Source organism: Serratia marcescens (genome assembly GCF_001902635.1).
GTDB classification, from domain to species: domain Bacteria; phylum Pseudomonadota; class Gammaproteobacteria; order Enterobacterales; family Enterobacteriaceae; genus Serratia; species Serratia marcescens_F.
This window is the reverse complement of the sequence record NZ_MJAO01000024.1, coordinates 60,577-70,284: the sequence shown is the minus strand read 5'-3', so window position 1 is coordinate 70,284 and position 9,708 is coordinate 60,577. Positions and strand designations below refer to the sequence as shown.

General features: G+C 64.4%; 9 protein-coding genes. 6 read left to right on the top strand and 3 right to left on the bottom strand.

Translation table 11 applies throughout. The features are described 5' to 3' along the window. On the bottom strand, nucleotides 1-649 hold a 649-nt coding region (locus BHU62_RS20355; RefSeq protein ID WP_073534007.1), incomplete at its 3' end, for a TetR/AcrR family transcriptional regulator. A gap of 93 nt (nucleotides 650-742) precedes the next feature. On the opposite strand from BHU62_RS20355, the gene BHU62_RS20350 reads away from it, so the two are divergent. Both BHU62_RS20350 and BHU62_RS20345 read left to right on the top strand, forming a co-directional pair. Continuing rightward, entirely contained in the window at nucleotides 743-1,441 is a 699-nt protein-coding gene (locus BHU62_RS20350) for a DAPG hydrolase family protein (protein WP_073534006.1), read from the top strand. Between the two features lie 93 nt (nucleotides 1,442-1,534). After that, nucleotides 1,535-2,839, top strand: a complete 1,305-nt coding sequence (locus BHU62_RS20345; protein ID WP_073534005.1) for an MFS transporter — start codon at nucleotides 1,535-1,537, stop codon at nucleotides 2,837-2,839. A 34-nt stretch (nucleotides 2,840-2,873) separates the two neighbouring features. Here the strand turns inward: BHU62_RS20345 and BHU62_RS20340 are convergent, their stop codons facing one another. Both BHU62_RS20340 and BHU62_RS20335 read right to left on the bottom strand, forming a co-directional pair. Beyond that, on the bottom strand, nucleotides 2,874-3,449 hold the full coding sequence (locus BHU62_RS20340) for a HutD family protein (protein ID WP_073534004.1): 576 nt from the start codon (nucleotides 3,447-3,449) through the stop codon (nucleotides 2,874-2,876). Further along, complete coding sequence (locus BHU62_RS20335) at nucleotides 3,449-4,819, bottom strand: formimidoylglutamate deiminase (RefSeq protein ID WP_073534012.1); 1,371 nt, start codon at nucleotides 4,817-4,819, stop codon at nucleotides 3,449-3,451. Before BHU62_RS20335 ends, BHU62_RS20340 begins: the two co-directional genes overlap by 1 nt. A 181-nt stretch (nucleotides 4,820-5,000) precedes the next feature. Here BHU62_RS20335 and hutC point away from each other — a divergent pair, with 181 nt between their 5' ends. The 4 genes from hutC (at nucleotide 5,001) to BHU62_RS20315 (ending at nucleotide 9,708) form a co-directional block, all read left to right on the top strand. After that, nucleotides 5,001-5,756, top strand: coding sequence for a histidine utilization repressor (gene hutC / locus BHU62_RS20330; protein WP_073534003.1), 756 nt, complete (start codon nucleotides 5,001-5,003; stop codon nucleotides 5,754-5,756). 158 nt (nucleotides 5,757-5,914) lie between these two features. Continuing rightward, nucleotides 5,915-7,138 (top strand): imidazolonepropionase, encoded by a 1,224-nt coding sequence (gene hutI, locus BHU62_RS20325; protein WP_073534001.1) that lies wholly within the window; start codon nucleotides 5,915-5,917, stop codon nucleotides 7,136-7,138. Then, nucleotides 7,135-7,938 (top strand): N-formylglutamate deformylase, encoded by an 804-nt coding sequence (gene hutG, locus BHU62_RS20320; protein WP_073533998.1) that lies wholly within the window; start codon nucleotides 7,135-7,137, stop codon nucleotides 7,936-7,938. Before hutI ends, hutG begins: the two co-directional genes overlap by 4 nt. 234 nt (nucleotides 7,939-8,172) lie before the next feature. Next, complete coding sequence (locus BHU62_RS20315) at nucleotides 8,173-9,708, top strand: serine hydrolase domain-containing protein (protein WP_073533995.1); 1,536 nt, start codon at nucleotides 8,173-8,175, stop codon at nucleotides 9,706-9,708.

The window sequence follows — 9,708 nt, the reverse complement described above, 5'->3', positions numbered from 1 at the left end:
ATGCGCGCGAGTCACCCATCAAACCCGGTATCACCAACGCCACCGCCGCCGTGATGCGTTCGTCGATCGCGCTGCCCGGCGGCAGCAACCCCAGCGTCATCTGCCGCAACGGTTCGGCAATGGTCATCGCCAACAGCAGGTCGCTGGTTTGCACCCAATCGCGCTCACGCAGCCAACCGCCTTGCTGCTGGCGCTGCAGCCAGTCCGCCACCGTCGCCCGGCCGCGCTGAATGCCGTTGCGCTGGTAGCTGTCCAGCAGCTCCTCGCGCCCTGGAAACTCGCTTTGCAGCAGCCGAAACATCCCCACTGCCTCCGCGCTCAGCACCTGCTGCGCCACAGCGTTCAGCCCTTTTTCCAACAGCGGTGCAACCGCTTCCCGTTGCCCGGCATCCTGCGCGAAGGCCGGCTGAAACGCCTCGCTCCAGCCGCTCACCGCCTGCGCCACCAGCTCGTCGCGATTGGCGGCGAAGCGATACAGGGTTTTCTTAGCCACACCGGCGCGTTTCGCCACCGCATCCACCGTCGCCGCCGCGTATCCGCCGTCGAGCAACAGCGCCAGCGTCGCCTCCGCCAGCGCTGCGCGCAGCGCCGTTTCCGGCGTAGCCGGCCGGCCGCGGGCGCGCTGCGGCTCTTCATTCAGGTTCGTCATCTTTCTTCCTCGCAAACGTTGACAGACTCAGCATACCGGCATAGCCTTATTTTGGAAACACAAAACGTTTCCAAAATAAAAAAGGAGCCTATTATGACACATCCTTCCCTGCTGGCGCCGTGGGGCGTCAACGATATCAATGAGTTGCTCAAGCCCGAACCGCTGCGCCTGGAGATGGGATTGAGCCGCAGCGCCGACGGCCTGCTGACTGTGGCAATCCGTACCGATCTGCACGGCTGTAAAGGGCGTATGCTGGACTGGTGGTTCACCTTCTTCGAGACCACCCAGCACATCAACTGGTGGCACCCGCACGATCACGTCGAACATCGCGGTTGGGACCGCCATTGGAAAAAAGGTGAAAGCTACGTCGGCGCCAGCATCGAAGCGGTCGAGTGGCTGGCGGAGCTGCCGCCGGTACCGGCACGCCTCAAGTTTCACGCCGCCGAGGACTTCTTCGCGCCGCAGCCACTGCGCCAGGCGCGCGACACGCAGGCGCTGTCCGCCGCCGTGTGCGCACGCATCGGCTTCGGCGAGCAGGTGCCGCTGGACGACAACGGCGATCCATGCGACGGTGAAATGCTGCATCTGGCACGCGATACCCCCTACGGCTGCGTGCTGCGCAGCCGTTTCCTGCTGGGCAAGGCCTGCGCCAACGCCCACGACGAGCTGCCGGATGAAGTCGGGTTTAACCTGATGCGCCACTGCTACAACGAGTTCAGCTATCTGGCGCAATTCCTGCCGTCGCTGTACTACGCTGAAAACGGCCGCGAGCCGGCACCGTTACTCTGGTGAATCGCGCCTCACAGTTCCCGTTGAAATCAATTGATTGTTTTGTCGTATAAATTTAGAACTGACGAACAATAATTCAAAAGTATGGGAACGGGGATGAATCAACAGACTCTCGACGCGCGCCGGTCGCGCCAGGCGTTGCTGGCCGGCTCGGTCGGCAACTTTATCGAATGGTATGAGTTCGGGGTATACGGTTTTCTGGCCACCGTCATCGCCGCCAATTTTTTCACCCTGCAGGGCGAAAATGAAATCACCAGCCTGATCCTCACCTACGCCGCCTTCGCGCTGGCGTTTTTCTGTCGACCGATCGGCGCGGTGATCTTCGGCCGCATCGGCGATCGCATCGGCCGTCGCCCGACGCTGATTGCGGTCCTGCTGTTGATGACGCTGGCCACCGCGCTGATCGGCGTCATGCCGACCTATGCCTCGATCGGCGTCGCCGCCCCGCTGCTGCTGACGTTGCTGCGCATGTTTCAGGGGCTGTTCGCCGGCGGCGAATTCGGCGGTGCCGTGTCGCTGATGACCGAATTCGCCCCAAAGGGCAAGCGCGGGTTGTTCGGCGCCTGGCAATCGCTGACCGTCGCGCTCGGCCTGCTGGCCGGCGCCGGGCTGGTGGCGCTGCTGGCCGCGCTGCTCAGCACCCAGCAGCTGCACGACTGGGGCTGGCGCATTCCGTTCCTGCTGGCGCTGCCGATGGGCGCCGTGGCGCTGTGGCTACGGCTCAAGCTCGAGGAAACGCCTACGTTCACCCAGGCGCAGCACAGCGCGGATCAAACCGTCCCGCCGCCGGAAGCGACGCTGAGCGGCGTGGCGAAAACCATACTGATCGGTATCGGCCGCATGATGGGTTGGTCGGCCGCCGGCTATACCTTCCTGGTGGTGATGCCCTCTTATCTGCAAACCTCGTTGCACGCCACCTTCCAGCAGGCGCTGGTGGCGACGGTGCTGGCCAACGTCGGCTTCGCCCTGACCATCCTGCCGGCGGGCATTATCAGCGACAAGCTGGGGCGTAAAACGGTGATGCTGACGGCAGTGGCGGCGGTGATCCTGTTCACCTTCCCGCTGCTGCACCTGTTGCAGGATGCGCAGAGTTCACTGTGGGCCAAAGGACTGGCAGTGATGATCGCCGGCGCCGTGGTCGGCCTGCTGGCCGGTCCCGGCCCGGCGATGCTGGCGGAGATGTTCCCGACACGAGTGCGCTATACCGGTTTGGGGCTGGCTTACTCGTTGTCCAATGCGGTGTTCTCCGGCTCGGCCGGGTTGATTATCACCGGCCTCATCAAACAGACCGGCAATATCGACATTCCCGCCTACTACGTGGTCGCCACCTCGGTGGTCAGCCTGTTTGCACTGATGACGCTGCGCCGCGACGACCATCTGCGATCGCTGAACGAACGTTAATCTTTCAGGGGGCGCTGAAGCCCCCGCTTATTGCCTATTGCCGTTCGCCGCCGGCGGTGATATCCGCCCATAAGATAACGCCGTCGGCCGTCAACGGCATCACTTCACCGCCCGCCGCCGGCGCCGCCCACCATACGCCCTCGCGCGCGCGCAGCTCGCCGCCCCCCGGCAGCGACCATACCCCGCTCAGCACATACAGCACGCCGGCATGCCCCGGCGGCAAGGCAGTGGCTGCGGTAACGCGCCGCACCTTGGCGGCCTGCCGGCCGCGGCGCGTCATGATGTTGAAATCCTGGCTGGCGCCGCCCAACAACGTCGCCTCCAGCGCCACGTCGCCGGAGAACGCGAACGGCTCCCCGACACACGCCAGCTGATGATCGATGCGCCCAGCGCTGAACAGCCGCACGCCGTCGCCCTCCAGCAGCGTGATTGAACGGTCGATGCCCGCAAAGGCGGAAAACGGCCCATCCTGCGCGATGGTGGCGATGCTGGCACGCCAGTCAAAATCCTGCGCGCCCGGTGGCCAGCTGACGATTTCACGGGTTTCCCCGCCGCCGTTGCGCCACGGGCTGACCGGCAGCGCAGCGAAGCTAAAATGGGTCAGGCTCATTACGCCTCCTGCTGGAAGGTTTTCAGCACCTGCAAGAACTCGGCGCTGCTCTGCTGCTGCAGCGCGTGCCGCCCCTGCTCGATCACCTGCCGCCCACCGACGAACACGTCGCGGATTTGTTCCTTGCCGCCGGCAAACAGCCAGCGGTTGAGGATCGAAGCGTCCGGTGCCGCCGCCAGATACGGATCGTCGCCGTCCAGCACCAGCCAGTCGGCGCGATAACCGCTCTGCAACCGCCCGATCGGCGCGCCGCACGCCTGCGCGCCGCCCTGCAGCGCCTGCTGATACAGCACATCGCCCACCGCCGGCTGTTCCGGCGTCGTCAGGCGATTGCGGCGCTGATCGCGCAGCCGCTGACCGTATTCAAACCAGCGCAGCTCTTCCACCACGTTGAGCGAAACATGACTGTCGGAACCGATGCCCCAGCGCCCCTGCTGCTGCAGGTAAGCGTCGCCGGAGAAAATGCCGTCGCCGAGGTTGGCTTCGGTGGTCAGGCACAGGCCGGCCACCGCGCGGCTGCGCGCCAGCGCCTCCAGCTCATCGCGATCCAGGTGGGTGGCGTGCACCAGACACCAGCGCTGATCCACCGGCAGATGGTCATACAGCCAGGCCACCGGGCGTTGCCCGCTCCACGCCAGGCAGTCGTTCACCTCTTTTTGCTGCTCGGCGATATGAATATGCACCGGCAAGGTGCGATCCGACGCGGCCAAAATCTGCTGCATTTGGCCTAGCTCCACCGCACGCAGCGAGTGGAAGCACAGCCCCTGATTCTGCAACGGGCGATCCGCCAGCTGGCGGGCAATCACCTGCTGCTGGTGCAGATAGCTTTCGGTATCCTGGATAAAACGTTTCTGCCCCGGCTGCGCCGGCTGCGCGCCGAAACCGGCGTAGCTGTACAGCACCGGAAGCATCGTCATGCCGATGCCGGCCTGGTGCGCAGCCTCGCTGAGGCGGCCGGTCATTTCACCGCGATCGGCGTAGGGTTTGCCGTCGGCGTCATGGTGCAGGTAGTGGAATTCGGCCACCTGGGTATATCCGCCCTTGAGCATTTCGATATACAGTTGACGAGCGACCACTTCCACCTGCTCCGGCGTCAGGCGCTGCACCAGGCGATACATCAAATCGCGCCAGGTCCAGAAGCTGTCCTGCGGGTTGCCCGCCACTTCCGCCAACCCGGCCATCGCGCGCTGGAAAGCGTGGGAATGCAGGTTCGGCATGCCCGGCACCGCGTCGCCGTGCAGCCGGGTGCAGCCTTGCGGTTCGGCGTTGGCGGTAACTTGAGTCAGATAACCTTGCGCATCGACGTCCAGCCGGACGTTATGCGCCCAGCCCTCAGGGAGCAAAGCGCGTGGGGCAAAATAAGCAGGCATGGCAATATTCCACAGTTGATGTAACGGCGAATAATGCGCGGCGATGGCGCGCATCCAAGAATTTTTTGGCGGTCGCCGGCAAGTTTCTGGCGCGGCGGCCTCTAGTTGTATATACATATACATACGCCGACATCAACAGTAAACTGGTGTTATTATTTTTTTATTTGACGAGGTTAACGTCGTGGCTGAACAACAGACCGTGTTACAACTGGCTGCTGCAATGAGCGATGCCCCCGCCCCGATCTACCAACGGGTCAAACAGGCGATCGTAACTCAAATTCGTGCGGGGCATTGGCAACCGCATCAGCGCGTGCCCTCCGAAAGTGAACTGGTGGCGGAACTGGGCGTCAGCCGCATGACCATCAACCGCGCGCTGCGCGAGCTGACCAGCGAAGGATTTTTGATCCGCATGCAGGGCGTCGGCACCTTCGTCGCCGAAGCCAAGGCGCATACCGCATTGCTGGAAGTGCACAATATCGCCGACGAGATCGCCGCGCGCGGTCATCGCCACAGCAGCAAGATCCTCGAGCTGAAGGCCCGCCCGGCCAGCGAGGAAGAGGCGACGGCGCTGGGCATTCAGCCCGGCCAACGGCTGTTCTATTCGCAGATCGTGCATTACGAAAACGACGTGCCGGTGCAGGTGGAAGACCGCTGCGTCAATCCACTGGTGGCGCCGGATTACCTGAAGCAGGATTTCGACCGCGTCACGCCCTATACCTATCTGACGCAGGCCGCGCCGCTGACCGCCGGCGAACACATCGTCGAAGCGGTGCTTCCTACCCGGCGCGAACGCGAGCTGCTGCAGCTGGAGGACCACGAACCCGGCCTGCTGATCCACCGCCGCACCTGGTCCGGCAAAACCGTGGTGACCTCCGCCCGCCTGCTATACCCCGGCAGCCGATACCAGCTGTTCGGCCGCTTCACCAGCGAAGTCTGATTACCGGCGGGCGCGCCCCTGTGCCCGCATCTCCGCTGTCGATCACATCCTGATAACAAATTCTCGCCCGCCTCTTGTGACATCCCGGTGAATGCGTTAGGTTGGCTTTAATTGTATATACAACCATGTGGGAGCTGCGGCTCCGGCGGAGGAAAGCAATGACGTCTGAGATTCACTGTGACAGCCTGTGGCACGGCGCCGATATCGTCACCATGCGCGACGGCAAATATCACACCCTGACCGACGGCGCGATCGCCGTGCGCGACGGCAAGATCGTCTGGATTGGCGAACATGCGGCGCTGCCGCCCGGCCTGATCGCAGACGAAACGGTGAAATTCGACGGCGGCATCATCACCCCCGGCTTTGTTGACTGCCACACGCACCTGGTGTTCGGCGGCAACCGCAGCGGCGAGTTCGAACAGCGGCTGAACGGCGTGAGCTACGCCGAGATCGCCGCACAGGGCGGCGGCATCATCTCCACCGTGAAAGCCACCCGCGAGGCCGACGAAACGCGGCTGCTGGAGCAGGCGCTGTTCCGCCTGCGGCCCCTGCTGGCGGAAGGTGTCACCTGCGTGGAGATCAAATCCGGTTACGGCCTCAGCCCGGAGAGCGAACTGAAAATGCTGCGGGTGGCGCGCAAGCTGGGCGAGCAGTTGCCGGTCGAAGTGAAAACCACCTGCCTGGCGGCCCATGCGCTGCCGCCGGAATACGCCAACCGCGCCGACGACTACATCAGTCTGGTCTGCGACACCATCATCCCGCAGGCCGCCGCCGCCGGCCTGGCGGATGCGGTTGATGCCTTCTGTGAGCATCTGGCGTTCTCCCCGGCGCAGGTGGAGCGGGTCTTCGCCGCCGCCGAAGCCGCCGGTCTACCGGTCAAACTGCACGCCGAGCAGCTTTCCGCCCTTGGCGGCAGCGCGCTGGCGGCGCGCCACCACGCGCTTTCCGCCGACCATCTCGAATACGCCACCGAACAAGATGCCCGCGCCATGGGCGACGCCGGCACCGTGGCGGTGCTGCTGCCCGGCGCCTATTACCTGCTGCGCGAAACCCAGTGCCCGCCGGTGGAACTGTTCCGCAAGCACAACGTGGCGATGGCGATCGCCAGCGACGCCAACCCCGGCACGTCGCCGGCGCTGTCGCTGCGCCTGATGATCAACATGGCCTGCACGCTGTTCCGCCTGACGCCGGAAGAAGCGCTGGCGGGCGTCACCACTCACGCCGCCAAAGCGTTGGGGCTGCAACACAGCCACGGTACGCTGGAAACCGGCAAAGTGGCGGACTTCGTTCACTGGCCGCTGTCGCGGCCGGCGGAACTGGCTTATTGGTTGGGCGGTCAGCTGCCCTGTACGGTGATTTTCCGAGGAGAAGTACGTCAATGACCATTCGCGATCCTTTTAGCTTCCAGAGCGGCAGCCTGCCGCTGCTGATCAGCATTCCGCACGCCGGCACGCAACTAACGCCGGCGGTCGAGGCCGGGTTGACCGACGACGCTCGCCCGCAGCCCGATACCGACTGGCACATTCCGCAGCTGTATGACTTCGCCCGGACGATGGGCGCCAGCGTGCTGGTCGGCAACTATTCGCGCTTTGTCATCGATCTGAACCGCCCGGCGGACGACAAGCCGCTGTACACCACCGCCACCACCGGCCTGTACCCCGACGTGCTGTTCGACGGCCGCCCAAGCTTCCTGCCGGGCAAGGAACCGACGGACGGCGAACGTGCCGGCTATCTGCAGCAGATTTGGCAACCTTATCATCAGCAGCTACAGGACGAACTGGCGCGCCTCAAAGCGCGGCATGGCTATGCGCTGCTGTTCGACGCGCACTCCATCGCCTCGGTGATCCCGCGGCTGTTCGACGGCACGCTGCCGGATCTCAACCTCGGCACCAACGGCGGCGAAAGCTGCGCCCCGGCGCTGAGCGATCGGCTGGTGGCCTGCTGCGAGCAGCAACAGCAGTACAGCCACGTGCTGAACGGCCGCTTCAAGGGGGGTTACATCACCCGCGCCTACGGTCAGCCGCAGCAGCAACAGCATGCGATCCAGCTTGAACTGGCGCAGGCGAACTACATGTCCGAACAGTATCCTTACGCATTCGAGCCGCAGCGCGCCGCCTCGCTGCAGCGCCTGCTCAAGCAGATGATTGAAAGCCTGCTGGACGGCGCCGCCAAACTGCGTTAACGCCCCCCTTTACAGGCGCCCTGAGGCGCCTGTTTTCCTCCTGCCTTAACGGCAATCTGCGTTCTGCATCAAAGTTTCGCGTGAATCTCCGCTAACTGGTCTAAACAGCGCACAAAACAGCGGCCCGCGAATGACGCACTGCGCCACAATCAGCCGAAAAGCCCGCGTTCATTGTCAACGCAGGGCGACGCGTGGCCGAACCGGCCCGTTTAGAACACTCACTCTGGAGGCCCTATGTCTGTAACACCGTTGAACTGGCGCGCTGCCGGCGCCGTCGCCGAACAACTGCTGGCCGGCTGGCAACGGCATGGCGAACCCGGCGGCGCCATTACCCTGTTTGACGCCGAACAACTCCGCGCCACCGCCTGCGCCGGCCTGGCCGATCTGGCGCAAAATACCCCCTTCACCGCCGACAGCGTGGTGCGCTACGCCTCGATCACCAAGCACATCTTCGCCGCGCTGGCGCTGAACGCCACCGATCGCGCCATCCGTCTGGATCAGCATCTGGGTGAACTGCTGCCCGCTCTGCAGCCGGCGTTGGCGGACGTCACCGTCGGCCAGGCACTGGACATGACCGGCGGTCTGCCCGACGTGCGCGAGACGCTCGGCTTGCTCGGCATATCGCTGCACGCCGTCAGCGAGGCGCAACCGGTCATGCAGTTTGTCGAGGGGCTGGAACGATTGAACTATGAGGCCGGCAGCGAGATCGCCTACAGCAATACCGGCTATCGGCTGCTGGAAGCCGCGCTACGCAGCAAAGGATATGATTTCGATCGGTTGGTGCAACAGCACATCGCCCAGCCGCTGCAGGTGGAGATGCGGGCGCCGGAAAGCTGGTTCGACGTCATACCGGGGCTGGCACCGGGCTACTGGCGCGCGCCGCAGGGCTGGCAACAGGGCAGCGCCGGTCTGCACCTTTCCGCTTCCGGCAGCCTGACCGGCAGCGCCAACGCCCTAACCCGCTGGCTGCAGGCGCTGCTGGCCGACGAGGGCCCCGGCCAGGGTGTGCTGACGCAGCTCAGCGCCCCGCGCCGCCTCAATCAGGGTCAGCTCAGCGCCTATGGACTGGGGCTGGCGCAAACGCCGCTGGGCCGCCGCCGCTTGCTGGGCCACGGCGGTTCCCATGCCGGTTACAAAACCTATTTTCTGCTGGCGCCCGACCGCCAGGCCGGCGTTGCGCTGGTGGCTAACCGCGAAGACTGCGACAGCTTCGGCATGGCCTTGCAGGTGATGGCGACGCTGCTGGGCGAACCGCTGCCGCAGCGCAGCACGGCGATCCCCGACGGCCTCTACGCCACGGTGGCGGAGCCGCATTGGTTAGAGGTCAAAGACGGCAACCTGGCCTATCTGGGCAGCAATGAACCGCTATATCAGGGCGAGGACGGGTATGCGGTATCGCTATCCGCCCATATGCCAATCAGGCTGAAGTGGACCGGCGAAGCGGTCGAGGGTGAGATTGGGCACGTGGCTCGCCGTTTCCTGCCGGTCACGGCCAATGGCGACTGCCTGAAGCATGTACAGGGGCTGTGGTACCACCCACACTATCGCACTGCCTTTGAGATTCGCGGCGACCGGGTGCATATCGGCGTCGGCCCGGCAGCGCAAACCGGCACGCTCAGCCCGCTGGGCCAGGGTCGCATGTTGGTGGAATGTCAGGACGGCCCGTGGTTGAAACGCTTTTGCCTCTATTTTCGCGGTTACAACGTGGATCTTATCGCCAACCGCAGCCGGATGCTGACCTTCCGCCGCAGCACCGCCGGCCACGATTGA